This window comes from Bradyrhizobium sp. Kon69 (assembly GCF_055807515.1).
The window spans coordinates 46,246-66,697 of record NZ_JBVVOS010000007.1; the positions used below are offsets into that span (position 1 = coordinate 46,246).

A 20,452-nucleotide genomic window follows, 5' to 3' on the forward strand; every position below is an offset into this window, starting at 1 on the left:
CCGTGTGCAGCGCGCATTTGAGACGACGCTGCGGCCTTACGTCTCACGGTTTGATGGCAGGCTGATCGGGCGCGTCGCTCAGTAGCCGGCGACCGCCATGACGACGACGGCGCTGAGCGCCATCCATCCAAAATGCCGGCCGCGGGTGGCCCATGCGTTGGCGAGAGCGGAGAAGCCGAACACACCGGCCATGGTGACGACGATCCAGTGGCGCGCCGGCTCCGATTGCATCCAGGGCGCCGCGATCAGGAGCACACCGCCGCCGATCCAGGCGACGGTCGAGGCCTGCCAGACCAGGCGGATCAGGGTGCGGAGCCGTTCCGGCTCGATGCGAGCGCGGGCAAAGACCTTGGTCTCGCCGAGAAAACCATGGATAAGGGCCACGGCGATGGTCACGACCCCGGCGCACTGGAGCAAGAGATCACGCATCGTCAAAGCTCCTGCAAATCTCGTCCATACAGTTCTGTATGGTTAGATAGGCGCTGGCCTGCCGGCTGTCAATACACTAGTGTATGGTTTGCATCCGGAACCCGACATGGCAGAACAGCTGACCGCCGACGATTGGATCAAACAGGGCCTGAAGGCGCTCGCGAGAGACGGCTTTACCGCGCTGAAGGCCGATCCGCTGGCGAAAGCCATGGGGGTCTCGCGCGGCAGCTTCTATTGGCATTTCGCCGATCTCGGCGCGTTCCATGCTGCTCTCTTGAAGCGCTGGCGCGAGATCGCAGCCGAGCAGATCATCGCCGATGTCGAGACGGACAGCGACGAGCCGCTGAAAGCGCTGCTGCGCAGGACCTTTGGCGCGCGGCTCGACCTCGAGCGCGCGGTGCGGAACTGGGCTGCCTTCGATGCGGCGGCACAAACGGCGATGCGTGCCATCGACCGGCGCAGGCTCGACTATATCGAGGAGCTGCTGAGGAAGCGCGGGTTCGAGGCGGCGACGGCGCGAGCCCGCGCGCAAATCCTGTACTGGACGTTTCTCGGCTTCGCCCTGTCGGGCCCGCCATCGCCGGCCGCGCGGCTCGAGGGCCTGCTCGACGAGATCCTGCGGATGGTTTCCGCTTGAGCGACGCGATGGGCTGCTACGATTTTCTATGCTAGAGGCAACCGATCGCCGGAGACCCCCATGAACGCGCCCACCGAACGCCCCGAAGCCAGCGTCGATCCCAAATTGCTGGAGATTCTGGTCTGCCCGCTGACCAAAGGTCCGCTGGAGTTCGATTCTGCAAAGCAGGAGCTGATCTCGCGCAGCGCCAAGCTCGCTTATCCGATCCGCGACGGCATCCCGATCATGCTGCCGGAAGAGGCCCGCAAGATCGATTGAGAGACTTGTGGCCGGTTGAGAGACTTGTAGCCCGGATTACGCTGCGCTCCATCCGGGCTACCGAAAATTCTACAACGCTTCGCCCTTCAACAACCGCGGTATCTCGCCGGTCAAACCCGCGGCCTGGCGGATGAACAGGTTCTTCAGCGGCGGGGCGCGGTCGACCAGGCCGAGGCCGATGTCGCGGACCGTGCGCAGCAAGGTCGACTGATTGGAGAACAGGAAGTTCAGCGAGTTGGTGGCAACGCCCATTGCCATGGTGTCGAAGCGGCGCCAGCGCTGGTAGCGCTCGAGCACGTCGGCGGCGCCGAGATCCATGCCGAGCCGCGCCGCATCGACTACGACTTCGGCCAGTGCGGCGACGTCCTTCAGCCCCATGTTGAGACCCTGGCCCGCAATGGGATGGATGACGTGGGCGGAATCGCCGACCAGCGCGAGGCGCTGGGCAATGAAGGAGCGTGCGACGAAATAAGACAGCGGAAACGCGCGCGGCTTGTCGAGCGCCTTCACCTCGCCGAGATGCAGGCCGAAGCGCTGCTCGAGCTCGCCGTGAAATTCCTCGTCGCTCAACGCAACGATACGCGCGGCTTCGCTGCGGCGCTCGGTCCACACCAGCGAGGAGCGCTTGCCTGAAAGCGGCAGGATCGCGAACGGGCCTGCCGGCAGAAAATGCTCTTCGGCGCGGCCCTCGTGATCGCGCTCATGGCCGACGGTGACGACGATGCCGGATTGATCATATTCCCAGCCATGGGTGGCGATGCCGGCGCGCTCGCGCAGTTTCGACTTCGCACCGTCAGCCGCAACCAGGAGGCTCGCTGCAATCACGCTGCCATCACCGAGCGTCACGTCGATACCTTCGGCCCGCGCGTCGTAAGACGACACGGTGGTCGCACGGAGATCGATGCCCTCGGCCTCGGCGCGCACCACCAGCGCATCGATCAGGCGGCGGTTCTCGACCATATGCGCGAAGGGCTCGCCCGGCGCGACATCGCCGGCAAAGTTGAGGAACGCCGGACGGGTGGCGTCTTCCAGCTTGGAATCGGTGACGATCATGTCGAGGATCGGCTGCGCCTCGCCCCTGACGTCGTCCCAGGCGCCGATCGCCTCGAACAGGCGGCGGCAGGCGGCCACGATCGCGGTCGCGCGCGGGTCGCGGCTGGGCCGTGTCCCGAGCGCGGGGTCGGCGACGATGACGGGGATCTCGGGGCCCAGCCCCTGGCGCAGCGCCAGGGCCAGCGCCAAGCCCGCAAACGCGCCGCCACCGATGACAATGCTACCCTGTACCGACATACCCAATTCCCGGCTAAGTCTTCGCGTTTTCTTGGTCTTGCTACCAGACTTGAGGTGGGCGAAACAGTGCGGTGAAACAAGGGCGGAGAGCCCCCATTGTGTCATTCCGGAGCAGCGAAGCCGGGGCGGCAAGGCGAAAGCTGAATTCCATGTCCAAGAGCCTGATCGACCTCATCTCGATCCTCGACCTCGAACAGCTCGAGGTGAATCTGTTCCGTGGCAACAGTCCGAAGACCAGCTGGCAGCGGGTGTTCGGCGGCCAGGTGATCGGGCAGGCGATGGTTGCGGCGTGCCGCACGGTCGAGGGCCGGCTGCCGCATTCGCTGCATTGCTATTTCATCCTGCCGGGCGATCCGCAGATCCCGATCATCTACCAGGTCGAGCGTCTGCGCGATGGCAAGAGCTACTCGACGCGGCGCGTCACCGCGATTCAGCACGGCAACGCGATCTTCTCGATCATGGTGTCGTTCCACGCGGAGGAAGAGAGCGCGTTCGATCATCAGGACAAGATGCCCGACGTGCCGCCGCCGGAAAAGCTGACGGCGGAGGAGGTCGCGAAGCAGCCGATGTTCAAGGAGATGCCGGAGTTCATCCGCCGCTACTATGAATCCGATCGTCCGATCGAGCTGCGCCCGGTCGAGCTCGGGCGCTATTTCGGTGAGAGGATCGAGGACGGCCGCATCCATGTCTGGATCAAGACCGCGGCGACGCTGCCGGATGATCCGGCGCTGCACATGTGCGCGCTGGCCTATGCGTCGGACTTCTCGCTGCTCGATGCGATCATGGCGCGCTACGGCCGCACCCTGTTCGACAAGCGCATGATGCCGGCGAGCCTCGACCACGCGATGTGGTTTCACCGCCCGTTCCGCGCCGACGAATGGCTGCTCTACGCACAGGATTCGCCGAGCGCCCGAAGCGGCCGCGGCTTGACCCGCGGTTCGATCTTCAAGCCCGACGGCACGCTGGTAGCTTCCGTCGCGCAGGAAGGCTCGGTGCGCGAGCGGAGAGCCTAGGAGGCATAAGCACGATCGATCGCGCTTATGCCTCTCGAGGTCAGGCCCGGAGCGATCCTCGCGGAGCCAGGACGGTCTCCGATGCGAACCAGTTCATGATCCAGCGATACACCCACGGGATCGGGATGATGAAGCCGCACAGGAATGCGGCCACGATGCCCCGCCAGAGAATTCCAAGACCGCTGCCGTTGAAGACGATCTCCCGCCGCGTGCCTTCGATGCTGCGGCAGAACCAGCGCATCTGAGCCGCGGCGACCCAGGCCCAGCCGATGATGGTGATGATGGAGATCGCGAACAGCAGGCTCCAGCCGACATAGGCCCAGACCGTGCCGGTGAAGCTCAGGCCCAGCGGCTGCCCGTTGGAGGCGAGGTTCGCGACCATCCATTTGATCAGGAGCCAATAGAGAGCGATCTGGGCGATGAACAGCAAATTGCTCAGCAAGGGGATGCCGATCAACCCGATCACGATCGCCAGAACAATGAAGCCGAAATACCAGGGCACCAGCGCCATCGCATTCCCGGTGAAGCTGAGATTGGGCCGCCCAGGGACCTTCACGCAGGACACGATCCATTTCGTGTACCAGACGAACACCCACGGCACCGGGATGATGAAGCACATGCCGATCAGCATCACGATGCTGCGCCAGGTGAACTCGAGGATGCCGAAATCGACCGCCAGCGATCCTCCGCCGCCTCCGCCGCCGTAACCTCCGGAGCCCATCATCGGCGGGCCGCCGGCGGGCATCATCGGGGGCGCACCGCCGCCGCCGATCAGGCCGGGGATTTCGGCGGCCTTCTGCCAGCCGGCCATGCCCTCCGACCACACCAGCGTATCCGGACGCACGACACCCTGGGCGACGAGGTCGCGGAATTGCCCTTCCTGATAGGGTCCCTGCTGCTTACCCTCGGATGCGTAGAACCAACTCGCCATGAAACGTCCCCCTCGAACATAGTTTTGTACCGGCCGCGACGCTTGGGTTCATCGCATCCATTCCAAAAACGCATTGTGGAGGATGAACGGCTGCCCTGTACAGAGGCGGTCGTTCACATCGCCCAACGATTTTCCGCTTCAATCTGCAACATTTTTATGCCATTTGCCCGGAAAGATGCCAGATTGACGCTGCGCCGGGGACATACGGCGCAGCGCATCCCCGGGGAATAGGCCTGACCATGAAACTCGTCGTCGCGATCATCAAACCGTTCAAGCTCGATGAAGTCCGCCAGGCGCTGACGGCGATCGGCGTCCACGGCATGACCGTGACCGAAGTGAAGGGCTATGGCCGCCAGAAGGGCCACACCGAGATCTATCGCGGCGCCGAATATGTCGTGAATTTCCTGCCGAAGCTGCGGATCGAGATCGCGGTTGCCTCCGATATCGCCGAGAAGGCCGTCGCCGTGATCACCGCGACCGCGCGCACCGGCCAGATCGGCGACGGCAAGATCTTCGTCACGCCAATCGACCATGCGACCCGCATTCGCACCGGCGAGACCGACAGCGACGCGCTCTAGATTTTTGCCTTGACGCGTTTTCTTTTCGCGAACCGGTATCCGCTTCGCTCGAAAACGCTCTTCTTCGATCGCACCGGGCAACGGCGCCACGGCGTGCGACGCAATCAATAGCTGGGGGAAACGACATGGCGGGATTGTTGCGCCGCGCGGCTGCTATCGCCGCGCCGATCGGGCTTGTGTCGATCATAGCTGCGCCGGCGCGCGCCGCGGGCTCCGAGATCAACACCGCCGACACCGCCTGGATGATCGTCGCCACCGCATTGGTGCTGATGATGACGATCCCGGGGCTCGCGCTGTTCTATTCCGGCATGGTGCGCAAGAAGAACGTGCTCGCCACCATGGCGCAGAGCCTCGCCGCAGTGACCATCATCTCCATTCTCTGGGTCGCGTTCGGCTATTCGCTGTGCTTCGTCGGCGACGGCCCGTGGATCGGCACGCTCGACCGCTGGTTTCTCGCCGGCATGACCATGGACAGCGTCAACCCGGCGGCGAAGACGATCCCGGAAGCGCTGTTCATGCTGTACCAGATGACGTTTGCGATCATCACGGTGGCGCTGGTCGCGGGCGCGGTCGCCGACCGGATGCGGTTCTCGGCTTATCTGCTCTTCTCCGTCGCGTGGTTCATCTTCGTCTACATTCCACTGGCGCATTGGGTGTGGGGCGGCGGCTTCCTCGCCGGCATGGGCGTGCTGGATTTCGCCGGCGGCCTCGTGGTGCATCTGTCGGCCGGCACCGCCGGCCTCGTCGCGGCGAAGGTAATGGGACGCCGTCATGGCTATGGCACCGAAAATCTCTCGCCGTTCGATCTGTCGCTCGCGGTGATGGGCACCGGCCTGTTGTGGGTCGGCTGGTTCGGCTTCAACGGCGGCTCGGCCGGCGCAGCCAATTCGCGCGCGGTGCTGGCGATCATCGCGACCCATCTCGCAGCCTGCTCCGGCGCGCTGACCTGGGGCGCGATCGAATGGTCGACGCGGCGCAAGCCATCCGTGCTCGGCATGATCTCCGGCGCGGTCGCCGGCCTCGGCACCATCACGCCGGCCTCGGGTTTCGTGGCGCCCTGGCACGGTATCGTCATCGGCGTGATCGCGGGCCTCGTCTGCTACTGGGCCTGCACCTGGCTGAAGCACCGCTTCGACTATGACGATTCGCTCGACGTGTTCGGCGTCCACGGTATCGGCGGCCTGACCGGCACCTTGCTCGCCGGCGTGTTCGCGACCAGCGCCATCGGCGGCACCGCCGGCCTGCTCGAGGGCCATCCGCAGCAGCTTCTGATCCAGTTGTATGGGGTCGCCGTCACCTTCGCCTGGTCGGCCGGCGTGAGCTTCGTCCTGCTCAAGCTGGTCAGCCTGTTCGTGCCGTTGCGCGTCTCCCGCGAGCACGAGCTCGAAGGACTGGATATTTCGCAGCACGGCGAGGCGCTGCAGTAATCGGGGGCTTGCGCGACACATAAGCGTATGCTTATGTGTCGCCATGATCGAAGCCGACATCTTCAAGGCGCTGGCCGACCCGACCCGCCGCAAGGTCTTTGAGAAGCTTGCCGGCGGGAGCCTGAATGCGAGCGCTTTGCGCGACGGATTGGAGATCAGCCAACCGGCGATGTCGCAGCATCTTGCGGTGCTGCGCGGGGCAGGTCTGGTGCGCGAACAGCGGCAGGGCCGCTTTGTGAATTACGAGGTCGATCCCGAAGGAATCTCCGCCATCGGGACCTGGCTTGCGCGCTACCGCGCCTACTGGCCGAAACGCATGGATGCCCTCGCCGATCTCTTGAAGGAGATGGATCAATGAGTGACGCCGTGAAGCCTGATCCCTCCGACGCAGCGCTGGTGCTCGAATATGAATTCGATGCGCCGCCGGCCAAGGTCTGGCGCGCGGTGACCATTCCGGCTTTGCGCGAACGCTGGCTGCCGGATTGCGATCTTGCGGGCGCCGAGCCGGAGACATCGATCCCAGGCCAAGAGGTGCGCTACCGGCTGCGCGATTCCGAACCGCCGTTTCGCGAAAGCCATGTCATCTTCCGGATCGAGCCGAACGAAGACGGCGGCACCCGCTTCCGCATCATCCAGCAAGCCTGCGATATCGGCATGAAGCTGCCGCAGCCGGCCAACAGCAATGGCTGCCTGATGCGCGCAGCCGCCTGACACCGACACCACTTCATCACCCGCAGACATGGAGGTCGCCGATGCGCGACATGCTTCAGCTCGTCCCTATGGTCGTCGAACAATCCGCCCGCGGCGAACGATCGTTCGACATCTATTCGCGCCTGCTGCGCGAGCGCATCATCTTCCTCAACGGCGAGGTCAATGATGCGATGTCCGGACTGGTCTGCGCGCAGCTCTTGTTCCTGGAGGCGGAGAATCCGAACAAGCCGATCAATCTCTACATCAATTCCTATGGCGGCGTGGTCACCGCTGGCCTCGCGATGTACGACACCATGCAATTCATCAAGGCGCCGGTGCATACGCTGTGCATGGGCACCGCGCGCTCGATGGGCTCGTTCCTGCTGATGGCCGGCGAGCCCGGTCACCGCGCCGCGCTGCCCAATGCGAGCCTTCACGTGCATCAGCCGCTCGGCGGCTTTCAGGGCCAGGCCTCCGACATCCTGATCCATGCCACAGAGATGCAGGAAACCAAGCGGCGCATCATCCGGCTCTATGCCCAGCATTGCGGGCGCCCCGAGCCGGACGTGGAACGAACCCTGGACCGCGACCACTTCATGACCGCGCAGCAGGCGGTCGACTGGGGGCTGATCGACCGGGTGTTCGCGGAACGCAGCGCCGCCTGACGGTCTCTGCCTGCAACCGTCCGGCGAGCCTCGCCCCGCTTAAGCTGTTTGGCCGGTTGCGCGCATTCCGTGAGCACAAGTGCGAGGGGTCCGATATTTCGCAGCACGACAAGCCCCACAATAGGCGTCCGCCCTACGGAAATACCTTTGTACTGCCCGACGCGTGAGCACCAATGTGTCGGCAGCTTGTCGTGCCTTTATTTTAATCAGGCATGGTCAGGTATTGAGCGCGGCGTAATGGCGCACTGCACCGCAATACGCGTCAAACGCGAAAACACCCGTTTTCATAGTCCGTTAGGCAACACGCCCGATCTGGCACGGCATTTGATTCTATGGGTCCTGGCTGTGCCCGCGTAGTGAACTTTCTCCCTCGTGGCGAACCAGTCGAGAAACGCCCGGCCACGTCCGGACCGGGCCCAAGCGGGGATAGGACCCATGAAAATTGTTATGGCGATTATTAAGCCATTCAAGCTGGAAGAAGTCCGTGATGCCCTGACCGCCATCGGCGTTCACGGTCTCACGGTGACGGAAGTCAAGGGATATGGCCGCCAGAAGGGCCATACGGAAATCTATCGCGGCGCCGAATATGCCGTGAGCTTCCTGCCCAAGATCAAGATCGAGGTCGCAGTCGCCTCCGACCAGGTCGACAAGACCATCGACGCCATCACGACCGCCGCGAAAACCGGGCAGATCGGCGACGGCAAGATCTTCGTCATCAATCTCGACCATGCGGTTCGTATCCGCACCGGCGAGGCCGATGCTGCGGCCCTTTGATTTCGCGCTCAATCAAAATTCAATCAGGAGTAAATGAAATGACGTTTAAGCGTCCCTATGGCGCGGGATTGGCGGCTCTCGCAGTCGGCCTGTTCGCTGCGACCGCAGCCTACGCCGAGCCAACGGTCAACAAGGGAGACAACGCCTGGATGCTGACATCGACAGTGCTCGTGCTGTTGATGACGATCCCCGGCCTCGCGCTGTTCTACGGCGGCCTCGTCCGCTCCAAGAACATGCTCTCGGTCCTGATGCAGGTGTTCTACACCGTCTGCGTCGTCACCGTGATCTGGGCCGTGTACGGCTACAGCCTCACCTTCACCGGCGGCTCGGACTTCATCGGCGGCTTCTCCAAGGCCTTCATGATGGGCGTCACCACCGACTCGAAGGCCGCGACCTTCTCGGTCGACGCCAACATCTCGGAGCTCATCTATATGTGCTTCCAGATGACCTTCGCGGCGATCACGCCCGCCCTCATCGTCGGCGCCTTCGCCGAGCGCATGAAGTTCGCGGCGCTCGCGCTGTTCGTCCCGCTCTGGGTCACCCTGATCTACTTCCCGATCGCGCACATGGTCTGGTACTGGCCCGGCCCGGACATGATCCAGGACGCAGCCAAGGCTCTGGCTGCTGCGGCTGATGGCGCGGCGAAGACCGCGGCGCAGGCCAAGCTCGACGAGATCAACGCCGACGCAGGCTGGATCTTCAAGAAGGGCGCGATCGACTTTGCGGGCGGCACCGTGGTGCACATCAACGCCGGCATCGCAGGCCTCGTCGGCGCCCTGCTGATCGGCAAGCGCGTCGGCTACGGCAAGGAGCTGATGGCTCCGCACTCGCTGACGATGTCGATGATCGGCGCCTCGCTGCTCTGGGTCGGCTGGTTCGGCTTCAACGCCGGCTCCAACCTCGAAGCCAACGGCGGCGCAGCCCTCGCCATGACCAACTCCTTCGTCGCCACCGCAGCCGCCGCGCTGTCGTGGATGTTCGCGGAGTGGATCATCAAGGGTCACCCGTCGGTGCTCGGCGTCATCTCCGGCGCTGTCGCGGGCCTCGTGGCCGTCACGCCTGCCGCCGGCTTCTCCGGCGTGATGGGTGCGATCGTCCTCGGTCTCGTGGTCGGCGTTGTCTGCCTGTTCTTCTGCACCGTCGTGAAGAACGCGCTCGGCTACGACGACAGCCTCGATGTGTTCGGCGTGCACTGCGTCGGCGGCATCATCGGCGCCCTCGGCACCGGCATCCTCGTCAATCCGGCGCTGGGTGGTGCGGGCATCATCGACTACACCGCGATCCCGCCGAAGGTTGCCGATTACGACTTCGCGGCGCAGATGATCTCCCAGGTCTGGGGCGTCGGCACCACGCTGGTGTGGTCGGGTATCGGTTCGGCGATTCTCTACAAGGTCGTCGATGTGATCGTTGGCCTCCGCGCCAATGTCGAGAGCGAGCGTGAAGGCCTCGACATCACCGAGCACACCGAGCGCGCCTACAACATGTAAGTCTCCTCCCGAGCGCGGCCTCCTCGGAGGTCGCGCTCACAACTACGGTTTGGGGCACATACCCGGCAATGTCCCGACCGTTGAGGGGCTCCAGCGCAAGTTGGAGCCCCTTTCTTTTTGTCCGGCCGGAGCTGAAGAAAAAGATTGCCATTCCAGGCGGCCCGCGCAGAAATATCGACCACAACAAATAACAATCGGGAGGTCGTCATGCGTTTGGAAGGCGGATGCTATTGCGGCGAAGTGCGCTATGTCGCCGAGGGCGACCCGATGATGCAGGCGCAGTGTCATTGCCGCGAGTGCCAGTACATCTCGGGCGGCGCGCCCAACACCTTCATCGCGATGCCGGCGGCCGGCTTCAGCTACATCACCGGGCAGCCCAAGCAGTTCACACGCAAGGACCTTGAACGCGCCGTCACGCGCGAATTCTGCGCCGAATGCGGCACCCATCTGGTGACCAAGGTTCCCGGATTGCCGGCCGCGATCCTGAAGGTCGGCACGCTGGACGATCCCAAACAGTTCCATCCGCAGATGGCGATCTACACCTGCGACAAGCAGGACTTCCACGCGATCCCCGCGGGCATGGCGACGTTCGAGAAGCTGCCGGCGCATTAGAGCCGCGATGACGGCGCGCTCCCTCCCCCGCATGCGGGGGGAGGGCTGGGGAGAGGGTGCCTCAACATCGGGACAGTCCCTGTTTGGAGAGAACCCTCACCCGGCGCTGCGCGCCGACCTCTCCCGCAAGCGGGAGGTGCAAGAACCAGCCGCCCTGTGGCCATGCATCCCGTTGTTATCCGGCCTCATTATTCCTGCTCTGGACGGAGCCGACGACCGATGGTTAATCGCGTCTTAACCTCGCCCTATCTATGGTGAACTGAACCGCTTCCCGCCGGCGCCTTTGGTCGCGACCGGCTGTTCCAAGAGTGCTGGCGTCCAGAATGGCTATGACCGCTTCATCCCGTGCGCCGCAGGACAGCGGAAGCTCCGATAGCGAACGCTCTCCCTTCGTTCGGCTGAATGAACTGCTGGCGCCGCATCAGCCCGGCAAGCCTTTGATTTCGCTTGCCGTCGGCGAGCCGCAGCATCCCGTGCCCGATTTCGTCGGCCCGGTGCTGGCCAAGCACATCGCCGATTTCGGCCGTTATCCCGCGAACAAGGGCACCGACCCGTTCCGCAAAGCTGCAGGCGCCTGGCTGTCGTCGCGCTTCAAGCTGCCGCGCGCCCTCGATCCCGAAAGCGAGATTCTCGTCCTCAATGGCAGCCGCGAAGGCCTGTTCCTCGCCGCGATCGCGGCCGCGCGCTATGTCGGCCCGCGTCCCGGCAAGCCCGCGATCCTGATGCCGAACCCGTTCTATCCGGTCTATGGCGCCGGCGCCCGCGCCGCCGCTTGCGAGCCGGTCTACCTGCCGACCACCGCCGAGAACGGCTTCCTGCCCGATCTCGACGCCATCGACGAGGCGACGCTCGCGCGCACGGTGGCGTTCTATCTGGCTTCGCCCGCAAACCCGCAGGGCTCGGTCGCCTCGCGCGATTATTTCACGCGCCTGAAGCAGCTCGCCGACCGCTACGGCTTCGTGATCCTCAGCGACGAGTGCTATTCGGAGATCTACACCCGCGAAGCGCCCGGCAGCGCGCTCGAATGCGCGGGCCCTGATTTCACCCGCGTGGTTGCGTTCCAGTCGCTGTCGAAGCGCTCCAACCTGCCGGGCCTCCGCGTCGGCTTCGCCGCCGGCGACAAAAAACTCATCGGCATGTTCCTCGAGCTGCGCAACATCGCGGCGCCGCAGGTGCCGGTCCCGCTGCAGCATGTCGCGACCGTCGCTTACGGCGACGAGGCGCATGTCGAGGAGAACCGCAGGCTCTACCGGATCAAGTTCGATCTCGCCGACCAGATCATTGGCGGTCGTTACGGCTATCGCCGGCCCGATGCCGGCTTCTGCGTCTGGCTCAACACGTCCGAAATCGGCGACGACGTGTCTGTATGCCTAAAGCTCTTCACAGAAGCAGGCGTGCGCGTGGTGCCCGGCAGCTATCTGGCGCGGCTCCAGCCCGACGGCTTCAATCCCGGCGCAGGCTACATTCGCCTTGCGCTAGTGCAGGATGGCGAGACCACGGCGCAGGCGCTGCACCGCCTGGTCGAGACTCTGGGTTAGGCGGGGCCCGTGAGCATGTCGACAATCGAACGTGTCATTCCCTTGGTCGGCCATCTGCCGCCCTCGATCCGCGAGGGGCTGGCGCGGCGCGTGCGCGAGCTCAGCGGTCTCGGCCTGATCGCATTGTCGGGCGTCGCCTCGGCGGCGCTGATGACCTGGTCGGTGCAGGATCCCAGCCTCAGCCACGCAACGTCGCGGCCGATCCGAAACATTCTCGGCTATGCCGGCGCGATCGGGGCCGACCTTGCGATGCAGATCCTCGGGCTCGGCGCGATCATGCTGGTCCTGACGGTCGCGGTCTGGGGCTGGCGCATGCTGACCCATCGCCCGTTCGACCGCGAGGCGCTGCGGCTCGGCTCCTGGGTTCTCTGCACGGTGATCGCGGCGGGCTTCGTCAGCTGCTGGCCACATGGCGGCGCCTGGCCGCTGCCGACCGGCCTCGGCGGCGTGGTCGGCGACGCGCTGGTTCGCGCGCCTGCGGTGATCTTCGGACCGCCGGGCATGATCTATCGCGTCGTGCTCGGCACGATCCTGTTCGCCGCGATGGCGGCGACCTTCCTGATCGCCTGCGGCCTTGGCGCACGCGAGCATGACGACGAACTCGCGGAGATCGAGGACGACGACAAGCCGCTCGACCAGGACGATGAGGGCGATCGCGGTTCGGTATCGCTGGGCTGGCTGTTCCACGCATTGATGAGCACGAAGGCGCGGCTGATCTGGTTGCTTGGCGCTGCCTACCGCTCCCTGGTCTCTAGCGGACCGAAGACCAAGGCCGTTGCATTCAGCCGCCAGGAGCCGAAGCTCGGTGGCGGCCGCGCCGCGCCGTCGATCTCGCCGCAGGCCCAGGACGAGGACTACGACGACGAGCACGAAGAGGTCGAGGAAGACGAGGAAGAGGAGGAGGAGCCCGCCGCTCGCGCGCCGCGCAAGAAGGCTGCGCCCAAGGCCGCTTCCAAGAAATCCTCCGACAAGTTCGAGCTTCCGTCCGTGTCGGTGCTGGCTGCGCCGAAGGCCGGCGATCGCCAGCCGCTCAGCAAGGCCGAGCTGGAAACCAATTCGCGCGCGCTCGAAGGCGTGCTGCAGGATTTCGGCGTTCGCGGCGAGATCGTGAAGGCCCATCCGGGTCCCGTGGTCACGCTGTACGAGTTGGAGCCGGCGCCGGGGATCAAATCGTCGCGCGTGATCGGACTGTCCGACGACATCGCGCGTTCGATGAGCGCGCTGTCCGCGCGCGTCGCCGTCGTGCCGGGACGCAATGCGATCGGCATCGAGCTGCCGAACGCGCATCGCGAAAAGGTCTATCTGCGCGAGCTGCTGGTCGCCAAGGAGACCGTCGATTCGGTTGCAAAACTGCCGCTCTGCCTCGGCAAGACCATCGGCGGTGATCCCGTCATCATCGACCTCGCACGCACACCGCATATGCTGATCGCCGGTACCACCGGCTCCGGCAAATCGGTCGCCATCAACACCATGATCCTCAGCCTGGTCTACCGGCTGCGCCCCGACCAGTGCCGCCTGATCATGGTCGATCCGAAGATGCTCGAACTCTCTGTCTATGACGGCATTCCCCATCTGCTCACGCCCGTCGTGACCGACCCGAAGAAGGCGGTGGTCGCGCTGAAATGGGCCGTGCGCGAGATGGAAGAACGCTACAAGAACATGGCCAAGCTCGGTGTGCGCAACATCGACGGTTACAACACCCGCCTGCTCGAATTGAAGGCCAAGGGCGAAGAGCCGACGCGCACGGTGCACACCGGCTTCGACAAGGAGACCGGCAAGGCGATCTACGAGGAAGAGAAGCTCTCGCTCGACCCGCTGCCCTACATCGTCATCATCGTCGACGAAATGGCCGACCTGATGATGGTTGCCGGCAAGGACATCGAAGGCGCGGTGCAGCGCCTCGCGCAGATGGCGCGCGCTGCCGGCCTGCACGTGATCCTCGCGACGCAGCGTCCATCGGTCGACGTCATCACCGGCACCATCAAGGCGAACTTCCCGACCCGCATCGCCTTCCAGGTGACGTCCAAGATCGACAGCCGCACGATTTTGGGCGAGATGGGCGCCGAGCAGCTGCTCGGCCAGGGCGACATGCTCTACATGGCCGGCGGCGGTCGCATCAGCCGCGTGCACGGACCTTTCGCGTCGGACGAGGAAGTCGAGAAGGTGGTGCGCCACCTCAAGACGCAGGGACAGCCGGAATATCTCGAAGCCGTCACAGCCGAAGAACCCAGCGAGGACGAGGACGGCGCGGTGTTCGACGCGTCCGCCATGGGCGCGGACGGCGGCGGCGATTTGTTCTCGCAGGCCGTTGCGATCGTCAAACGCGACCGCAAGGCCTCGACCAGCTACATCCAGCGCCGCCTGCAGATCGGCTATAACCGCGCCGCATCGCTGATGGAGCGCATGGAACTGGAGGGCATCGTCGGACCCGCCAACCACGCCGGCAAGCGCGAGATTCTGGTCGAGGAAGAAGACAGCCATATGTGAGGCGAGCCGCCTCAGACCACCATTTCACGCAAAAACGTTATCTGCTTTTGGCCGAAATCACGCTAAAAGGGCGCCCAGCCACACAGGACGACGCGTTGATCAGACATCCGGACATTCGATTCGCTGCCATCATCGCCGCGCGGAGCGCGCGCATGGCCGGCGTGATTCTCGTCACCGCCGCGATGGTGATCACGGCGTCGTTCGCGCAGACCGTTCCCGTGCCGAAGCCTGCACCGAAGGGCCGCGACGGCGGTCCGGCCGGTGGAGGACCCGCGGTCACCGGCGCGACCCAGACGCCGCCCAATCCGGTGATCCCGGATCCGCGCCGCAACGTGCCGAGCAGCATCTTCCAGACCTTCGATGCGAACCAGAAGGCCCAGGCCGCCAAGGTCAGCGCCTATTTGTCGTCATTGTCGACGTTGGTCGGAAATTTCGTCCAGGTCGGCCCCGACGGCAGCAAGACGCAAGGTGACTTCTACATCCAGAAGCCAGGCAAGGTGCGCTTCGAATATGACGCGCCGAGCCCGATCGACATCGTCGCCGACGGATCGTCGCTGGTGGTGCGCGACCGCAAGCTCGCGACGCAGGACGTCTATCCGCTGTCGCAGACACCGTTGCGTTTCCTGCTGTCCGACCGCATCGACCTGATGAAGGACACCAACGTCGTCAACGTCTCGGCCGACGACGTCTTCGTCAGCGTCACCATCGAGGAGAAGCAGGCGCTGGTCGGCACCAGCCGCCTCTTGCTGATGTTCGGCGCCAAGGACGGCCAGTTGAAGCAGTGGACCGTCACCGACCCCCAAGGCTACGACACCACGATCGCGGTCTATAATCTGGATACGAGCAAGAAGCTCGATCCCGGCATGTTCAAGATCGATTTTACCAATTACGGCCCGTCGCCGGGCTGACGGTGCGTAGGGTGGGTTAGCGAAGCGTAACCCACCATCTCGGTCCGCAAATGTGGAAGCATGGTGGGTTACGCTACGCTAACCCACCCTACGATTCTGCCCCTGTGGACAAGCATTTTCCTCGCGCCAATCCATGCTAAGACGCATCCCTCATGCGTTTTTCCCTGACAACCTGGAACATCAATTCGGTGCGGCTGCGCATCGATCTGGTCGCAAAATTTCTCAAGAGCGCGCGGCCCGACGTGCTGTGTCTCCAGGAGACCAAGTGCATCGACGACGCCTTTCCCCTGAAGCGCTTCAAGCGGCTCGGTTACGAGCATGTCGCGCTGAACGGGCAGAAGGGTTATCACGGCGTCGCCATCGTCTCGAAAATTCCGTTCGAGTCAAAGGACATCCGCACCTTCTGCGACAAGGTGGATTCACGCCACATCTCAGTGTCGTTCGGAGAGAAGGCCGGGATCGCAAAGCCGTTGGTGGTGCATAATTTCTACGTGCCGGCCGGCGGCGACATTCCCGATCCCGCGCTGAACGAGAAATTCGACCACAAGCTCCGCTTCCTCGACGAGATGAAGGCGTGCGAGCCGTTGCATCCGCGCGGCGAGGATCGCCACATCCTGGTCGGCGATCTCAACGTCGCCCCGCATGAGAACGACGTCTGGTCGCACAAGCAGCTTCTGAAAGTGGTGTCGCACACGCCCATCGAAACCGAGAAGCTGCAAGCCGCGCTCGCCGCCGGCGAGTGGGTCGACGTCGCGCGCGAGCGCATTCCGATGTCGGAAAAGGTCTACACGTGGTGGAGCTACCGCTCCGCCGATTGGACCGTCGGCGACCGCGGCCGCAGGCTCGATCACATCTGGGTCTCGCGCGCGCTGAAAGATGCGGTCAGTGATTTCAAGATTTTGCGCGAGGCGCGCAGCTGGGAGCGTCCGTCGGACCATGTGCCGGTGACCGTGACGCTCGATGTATGATCTTGTAGCCCGGATGGAGCGAAGCGAAATCCGGGGCAGTTTTTCCGTAGGCGAGAATCCCGGATTGCGCTTCGCTCCATCCGGGCTACGAAGTTACGACACTCACGACGTCAGCTTCGCACCGGCCATCAATATATCGCTGGCGATCTGGCTGGAGCGCACCGCGAATTCATCGCGCAGACGAACGGCGGCGGGGGGGTCGCTTTCGAGCACGCGCTGAAACAGGCTGCGCGCGACGCGGATGACGGAGGCATGCTCGATCGCAATCGCGCTCGACGGCCGCTTCATCGGCACGATCAGCGCGAGCTCGCCGATCAGCGCACCGGGACTTGCGATCATCTCCGCGCCGGCGCCGTCGTCGACCCGGAAGGCGCCGCGCTGGACCACGAAGCCGGCATCGGCATCGTCGCCGAGATTGAACAAGACGTCGCCGCGGACGAAGTCACGCTGCTCGGAACCGATCGCCAGCATGCGCAACGAAGCGTCTCCCAACAGGCGCAGTGTCGGGACACGCTCGAGAAGCGCTACATCGTCGTCGATTGACATTCAGGTCCGGGGCTCAAGGGCACGCAATCTAAAACGATTCGCACGCCCCTGAAGCGTATCACGGCACCAGCTTGTAGCCACCGGCTTCCGTGACCAGGATTTCCGGGTTGGCGGCGTCCTTCTCGATCTTCTGGCGAAGGCGGTAGATGTGGGTTTCCAGCGTGTGGGTGGTAACGCCGGAATTGTAGCCCCAGACCTCCTGGAGCAGGGTCTCGCGTGAGACCGGCATCTGGCCGGCCCGGTAGAGGAAGCGGAGGATCGCGGTTTCCTTCTCCGTCAGCCGGACCTTGCGCGCGTTGGCGGCGGTCAGCATCTTGGAGCCGGGCCGGAAAGAGTAGGGGCCGACCGAGAACACCGCGTCCTCGCTGGCTTCGTGCTGCCGGAGCTGGGCGCGGATGCGCGCCAGCAGCACGGCGAAGCGGAAGGGTTTTGCGACATAGTCGTTGGCGCCGGATTCCAGCCCCAAAATCGTGTCGGAATCGGTGTCATGCCCGGTGAGCATGATGATCGGAGCCTTGAACCCGCCCTTGCGCAATGAACGGACCACTTCGCGGCCATCCGTGTCGGGCAGGCCAACATCCATCAGGACGAGATCGGGGGCATTGGCCTTCGCGGCGCTGGCGCCCTTGGCGCCGGTATCGACCGCGGAGGCTTCAAATTCTTCGTGCAGCGACAATTGCTCCACCAACGTATCGCGCAGATCGGTATCGTCATCCACGATCAGGATCTTGCGGGCATTGGCCATAGGGGGTCATCCTTTTGGGGTCCGGCGCGGCGCGCATCCATGCTGCACCCAGCCGAGAGGGAAGTTTAGGGGTCGCAATTATTATTGTTGTTCGTCTTGAAGTAGTGGGCTGTTACCGATTCACAACCCAGAACCACTCTAACCCAGAATAGCAGGCCGTTTTGATGAATGTCCTGTAATGAATTCGACATCGCACGTTCACATGAAAAATAAAGCTGCGTCAGCTAGTTACACCATGAACCGGAGGGCCGGGCCGCTGTCGGCGATCCGCGTTAAGGCTGCCGCCGGGAATCCGCGCCGGGGCTGGCTGACCGCCGGAGCGCTGACGATTCCGGTGGCGCTCGGACGCGGCGGCATTCTGGCGAACAAGCGCGAGGGCGATGGCGGCACCCCGAGGGGCAGCTTCCGTCCCAGGCGATTGTGGTGGCGGGGCGACCGGCACAGCCGCCCGCAGACCTTCCTGCCGGCCCGGATCATCACCGGCGAGGACGCCTGGTGCGAGGATCCCAAGGATCGCCATTACAATCAGGGAATCCGGCTCAGCGAGGGGCAGGGCGGCGACCGGCTCAAGCGGGCCGACCATCTCTATGACTTCATCATCGAAATCGACCACAACACGAGGCCGCGGATCGCCGGCCGGGGCAGCGCGGTGTTCTTGCATCTGGCCCGCGACAATTTCGGCCCGACCGCAGGCTGCGTCTCGATGACCAAAGCGGCGATGCGACAATTGCTGCGGCGGCTGGGACCAAAAACAAAAATCATCATCGGGTGAGGACACATGCTCGACAAGGATCAGATCGCCGCCGCTTCGCAGGTCCTGGTCAAACATTGGCGCGACGGCACCAAGCTTGACGCGCTGGAGCCACGGTTGCGGCCACAGAGCCGCGCCGAGGGATATGCCGTGCAGGCTGCGCTCAGCGGGACATTGTTCGGCTGGAAGATCGCGGCGACGAGCGAGTCCGGACAGAAGCACATCAATGTCGCGGGACCGCTGGCCGGCCGGATCATGAGCGACACCGTGATCACCGATGGCGGCACCGCCTCGATGAAGGGCAACGCGATGCGCGTCGGCGAACCCGAGTTCGCTTTCCGCATGGGACGCGATCTGCCGCCGCGCGCGGCGCCGTATACTGTCGACGAGGTGCTCGCCGCCGTGGACAGCTTACATCCCGCGATCGAGATTCCCGACTCACGCTTTGCCGATTTCGCCAGCGCCGGCGAGGCGCAGCTGATCGCCGACAACGCCTGTGCGCATCTGTTCGTGCTGGGCGCAGCGACGCATGCGAACTGGCGCGCCATGGATCTCGTCGAGGAGCGGCCGCAGATCACGTTGCGGGGCCAGCGTTATCTCGGCCACGGCAAGAACGTGCTCGGCGATCCCCGCATTGCCCTGGCCTGGCTGGCCAACGAGCTGCGCGGCCTCGGCATCACCTTGCGGGCAGGGGAGGTGGTGACCACGGGCACGTGCCATCCGCCGCTGCCGATCCAGGCGGGTGATCAGTTCACGGCGGATTTCGACGTGCTGGGGATGGTGTCGGTGAGTTTCTCTTGAGCCGCCCCATACACCGCCGTCATTGCGAGCGAAGCGAAGCAATCCAGAATCTTTCGGCGGAGGGACTCTGAATTGCTTCGCTCCGCTCGCAATGACGAATTCGAGAGTTCGTATGGCGCCCTGCCGTCGCTAACGACTCTCACCGGTGCCCGAAGATCGCACTTCCCACGCGCACATGGGTGGCGCCGAGCATGATCGCGGTCGCATAATCCGCGCTCATGCCCATGGAGAGCTTTTTCAATCCATTTCGCGCGGCGATCTTGGCGGTCAGCGCGAAATGCGCGGCCGGCGGCTCGTCCACCGGTGGGATGCACATCAACCCCGAGATCGTCAGCCCGTAGGTGTCGCGGCAGCTCGCGATGAAGGCATCGGCCTCGCCGGGGGCGATTCCCGCCTTCTGTGGCTCCTCACCGATATTGATCTGGACGAACAATTCCGGGTGCTTGTCCTGGGATTCGATTTCCTTGGCTAACGCCTGGCAAATACTCGGGCGGTCGACCGAATGGATGGCATCGAACAGCGCGACCGCCTCTTTCGCCTTGTTGGATTGCAGCGGCCCGATCAGATGCAGCGCGATACCGGGGTAAACAGAAGTTAACGCGGGCCACTTGCCTTTGGCCTCCTGCACGCGATTTTCACCGAATACGCGCTGTCCGGCGTCGATGACCGGGGTAATTGCATCCGCGGCGAAAGTTTTCGACACCGCGATCAGCGTCACGGAGGCACGTTCGCGCCGCGCATCCTTGCAGGCGCGCGCGATTTCGGCTTCGACCGCGGCGAGCGCGTTTGGTGAATGGCCGGTTAGCGGCGCGGCGTTGGCTTCGGTCATGATGTCGCATCTGAGCTGATTGTTGCGGAGCTAGTTCTAATTTTACCGAGTTCAAGAAAGAGTTTTTGAACCCTTTGCTTTACCTTAG

At 64.0% G+C, this 20,452-nt stretch carries 23 protein-coding genes; 17 read left to right on the forward strand and 6 right to left on the reverse strand.

The genetic code is table 11. The annotated features are described in order from the left end of the window. Nucleotides 1-78: 78 nt before the first annotated feature. On the reverse strand, nt 79-429 hold the full coding sequence (locus tag AC0L3U_RS11435) for a hypothetical protein (RefSeq protein WP_473361825.1): 351 nt from the start codon (nt 427-429) through the stop codon (nt 79-81). A gap of 106 nt (nt 430-535) precedes the next feature. Between AC0L3U_RS11435 and AC0L3U_RS11440 the strand changes: the two genes are divergently transcribed. Together AC0L3U_RS11440 and AC0L3U_RS11445 are read left to right on the forward strand one after the other, a co-directional pair. Further along, nucleotides 536-1,066, forward strand: a complete 531-nt coding sequence (locus AC0L3U_RS11440; RefSeq protein WP_473361826.1) for a TetR/AcrR family transcriptional regulator — start codon at nt 536-538, stop codon at nt 1,064-1,066. 60 nt (nt 1,067-1,126) lie between these two features. Continuing rightward, nucleotides 1,127-1,324 (forward strand): Trm112 family protein, encoded by a 198-nt coding sequence (locus AC0L3U_RS11445; RefSeq protein WP_007598651.1) that lies wholly within the window; start codon nt 1,127-1,129, stop codon nt 1,322-1,324. A 69-nt stretch (nt 1,325-1,393) separates the two neighbouring features. Here the strand turns inward: AC0L3U_RS11445 and AC0L3U_RS11450 are convergent, their stop codons facing one another. Then, the gene (locus AC0L3U_RS11450; protein ID WP_473361827.1) at nt 1,394-2,614 is read right to left on the reverse strand and encodes a ubiquinone biosynthesis hydroxylase; all 1,221 of its coding nucleotides are present in this window, start codon (nt 2,612-2,614) and stop codon (nt 1,394-1,396) included. 149 nt (nt 2,615-2,763) lie between these two features. On the opposite strand from AC0L3U_RS11450, the gene tesB reads away from it, so the two are divergent. Then, nucleotides 2,764-3,627, forward strand: coding sequence for an acyl-CoA thioesterase II (gene tesB / locus AC0L3U_RS11455; RefSeq protein ID WP_018459668.1), 864 nt, complete (start codon nt 2,764-2,766; stop codon nt 3,625-3,627). Nucleotides 3,628-3,667: 40 nt separating this feature from the next. Here tesB and AC0L3U_RS11460 read toward each other — a convergent pair whose 3' ends face one another. Then, nucleotides 3,668-4,558: a DUF4339 domain-containing protein gene (locus AC0L3U_RS11460; protein ID WP_473361828.1), complete on the reverse strand. Its 891-nt coding sequence runs from the start codon at nt 4,556-4,558 to the stop codon at nt 3,668-3,670. A gap of 239 nt (nt 4,559-4,797) precedes the next feature. Here AC0L3U_RS11460 and AC0L3U_RS11465 point away from each other — a divergent pair, with 239 nt between their 5' ends. The 12 genes from AC0L3U_RS11465 to xth all read left to right on the forward strand — a co-directional run bounded on the left by AC0L3U_RS11465 (nt 4,798) and on the right by xth (nt 16,692). Next, complete coding sequence (locus AC0L3U_RS11465) at nt 4,798-5,136, forward strand: P-II family nitrogen regulator (protein ID WP_007598647.1); 339 nt, start codon at nt 4,798-4,800, stop codon at nt 5,134-5,136. Nucleotides 5,137-5,261: 125 nt separating this feature from the next. Then, nucleotides 5,262-6,563 (forward strand): ammonium transporter, encoded by a 1,302-nt coding sequence (locus AC0L3U_RS11470; protein WP_473361829.1) that lies wholly within the window; start codon nt 5,262-5,264, stop codon nt 6,561-6,563. Between the two features lie 43 nt (nt 6,564-6,606). Further along, a complete protein-coding gene (locus AC0L3U_RS11475; RefSeq protein WP_247285017.1) occupies nt 6,607-6,921 on the forward strand; it encodes an ArsR/SmtB family transcription factor in 315 nt (104 codons plus the stop codon). Then, nucleotides 6,918-7,274 carry an SRPBCC family protein gene (locus tag AC0L3U_RS11480; protein WP_247285018.1) on the forward strand — a complete coding sequence of 119 codons (357 nt, stop codon included), beginning with the start codon at nt 6,918-6,920 and terminating at the stop codon, nt 7,272-7,274. The genes AC0L3U_RS11475 and AC0L3U_RS11480 overlap by 4 nt, the downstream gene beginning before the upstream one ends. Before the next feature lie 41 nt (nt 7,275-7,315). After that, nucleotides 7,316-7,918 carry an ATP-dependent Clp protease proteolytic subunit gene (locus AC0L3U_RS11485; RefSeq protein ID WP_247405217.1) on the forward strand — a complete coding sequence of 201 codons (603 nt, stop codon included), beginning with the start codon at nt 7,316-7,318 and terminating at the stop codon, nt 7,916-7,918. A 435-nt stretch (nt 7,919-8,353) separates the two neighbouring features. Further along, nucleotides 8,354-8,692 carry a P-II family nitrogen regulator gene (locus AC0L3U_RS11490; protein ID WP_007598642.1) on the forward strand — a complete coding sequence of 113 codons (339 nt, stop codon included), beginning with the start codon at nt 8,354-8,356 and terminating at the stop codon, nt 8,690-8,692. Between the two features lie 38 nt (nt 8,693-8,730). After that, nucleotides 8,731-10,179: an ammonium transporter gene (locus tag AC0L3U_RS11495; RefSeq protein ID WP_018459661.1), complete on the forward strand. Its 1,449-nt coding sequence runs from the start codon at nt 8,731-8,733 to the stop codon at nt 10,177-10,179. A 207-nt stretch (nt 10,180-10,386) separates the two neighbouring features. Then, entirely contained in the window at nt 10,387-10,791 is a 405-nt protein-coding gene (locus tag AC0L3U_RS11500; protein ID WP_473361830.1) for a GFA family protein, read from the forward strand. A 323-nt stretch (nt 10,792-11,114) separates the two neighbouring features. Then, entirely contained in the window at nt 11,115-12,329 is a 1,215-nt protein-coding gene (locus AC0L3U_RS11505; protein WP_473361831.1) for an aminotransferase class I/II-fold pyridoxal phosphate-dependent enzyme, read from the forward strand. A gap of 9 nt (nt 12,330-12,338) precedes the next feature. After that, on the forward strand, nt 12,339-14,816 hold the full coding sequence (locus tag AC0L3U_RS11510; protein WP_473361832.1) for a DNA translocase FtsK: 2,478 nt from the start codon (nt 12,339-12,341) through the stop codon (nt 14,814-14,816). Nucleotides 14,817-14,968: 152 nt separating this feature from the next. Further along, nucleotides 14,969-15,724 (forward strand): outer membrane lipoprotein carrier protein LolA, encoded by a 756-nt coding sequence (locus tag AC0L3U_RS11515; RefSeq protein WP_027566264.1) that lies wholly within the window; start codon nt 14,969-14,971, stop codon nt 15,722-15,724. Nucleotides 15,725-15,876: 152 nt separating this feature from the next. Then, entirely contained in the window at nt 15,877-16,692 is an 816-nt protein-coding gene (gene xth, locus AC0L3U_RS11520; protein WP_473361833.1) for an exodeoxyribonuclease III, read from the forward strand. Nucleotides 16,693-16,794: 102 nt separating this feature from the next. On the opposite strand, the gene AC0L3U_RS11525 is transcribed toward xth, so the two are convergent. Together AC0L3U_RS11525 and AC0L3U_RS11530 are read right to left on the reverse strand one after the other, a co-directional pair. Further along, on the reverse strand, nt 16,795-17,238 hold the full coding sequence (locus tag AC0L3U_RS11525; RefSeq protein WP_456766908.1) for a cyclic nucleotide-binding domain-containing protein: 444 nt from the start codon (nt 17,236-17,238) through the stop codon (nt 16,795-16,797). Between the two features lie 58 nt (nt 17,239-17,296). Continuing rightward, complete coding sequence (locus AC0L3U_RS11530; RefSeq protein WP_007598630.1) at nt 17,297-17,983, reverse strand: response regulator transcription factor; 687 nt, start codon at nt 17,981-17,983, stop codon at nt 17,297-17,299. 235 nt (nt 17,984-18,218) lie between these two features. Between AC0L3U_RS11530 and AC0L3U_RS11535 the strand changes: the two genes are divergently transcribed. After that, complete coding sequence (locus AC0L3U_RS11535) at nt 18,219-18,755, forward strand: L,D-transpeptidase family protein (RefSeq protein ID WP_473361834.1); 537 nt, start codon at nt 18,219-18,221, stop codon at nt 18,753-18,755. 6 nt (nt 18,756-18,761) lie between these two features. Then, the gene (locus AC0L3U_RS11540) at nt 18,762-19,535 is read left to right on the forward strand and encodes a 2-keto-4-pentenoate hydratase (protein WP_473361835.1); all 774 of its coding nucleotides are present in this window, start codon (nt 18,762-18,764) and stop codon (nt 19,533-19,535) included. Nucleotides 19,536-19,674: 139 nt separating this feature from the next. Here AC0L3U_RS11540 and AC0L3U_RS11545 read toward each other — a convergent pair whose 3' ends face one another. Further along, a complete protein-coding gene (locus AC0L3U_RS11545; protein ID WP_473361836.1) occupies nt 19,675-20,364 on the reverse strand; it encodes a YggS family pyridoxal phosphate-dependent enzyme in 690 nt (229 codons plus the stop codon). Nucleotides 20,365-20,452: the final 88 nt, after the last annotated feature.